This is a genomic window from Shewanella sp. N2AIL, from assembly GCF_022690845.1.
In the GTDB taxonomy this organism is placed as follows: domain Bacteria; phylum Pseudomonadota; class Gammaproteobacteria; order Enterobacterales; family Shewanellaceae; genus Shewanella; species Shewanella baltica.
Window position 1 is genome coordinate 1 of the sequence record NZ_JALBYT010000080.1, and the last position, 631, is coordinate 631.

Consider the following 631-nt stretch of genomic DNA (forward strand, 5'->3'; position numbering starts at 1 on the left):
GCATCCCCACATCCAAACCGCGCACTTGGCTGTTTAAGCGGTTAGAAATAGCGAGTCCTGCTGCATCATCTTTTGCACTGTTGATACGTAAACCAGAAGATAAACGCTCCATTGACGTTGCTAATGCCCCGCCGGAAGCATTTAAGTTTTTCTGAGCTTTCATTGATGTTACGTTAGTATTTACTGTAATGGCCATGATTCGTTTCCTCTTTATACCTGGCTTATTCAACTTGCCTGTCTACTTATTAAGCCAGGCGGGTCTTAGTGGTTACAGTATATTTAACGGCAGCAGTTTTTTTATCTTTAGGGAAATTTTTAAAAAATTATTTTTTAAAAATAACACTATATATTTCATGCAAATAAAACCTACAACAATATAAAAAACTTTGCCTGCTCTTTCGCTATAAACAAAAGAGACAGGCAAAATTCACATCCCAATACGCGCTAAACTCACATTAGCCAAGTAACGACAATGCCACTTGAGGTAACTGGTTAGCCTGTGCAAGCATAGCAGAACCGGTTTGCTGTAATACTTGGTTTTTAGTCATAGCTGAGGTTTCTTTGGCAAAATCCACATCTACAATACGGCTCTTCGCATCAGCGACGTTAGCCTGCACGTTGGCATTGTTGG

General features: G+C 39.9%; 1 protein-coding gene and 1 pseudogene. Both read right to left on the reverse strand.

The window, feature by feature from the left end:
• Nucleotides 1–196, reverse strand: a pseudogene (locus MO387_RS20780) (flagellin FliC); the annotation flags it as partial.
• A gap of 259 nt (nt 197–455) precedes the next feature.
• Nucleotides 456–631, reverse strand: a 176-nt coding sequence (locus MO387_RS20785; RefSeq protein WP_277956721.1) for a flagellin, incomplete at its 5' end; no start/stop codon positions are given.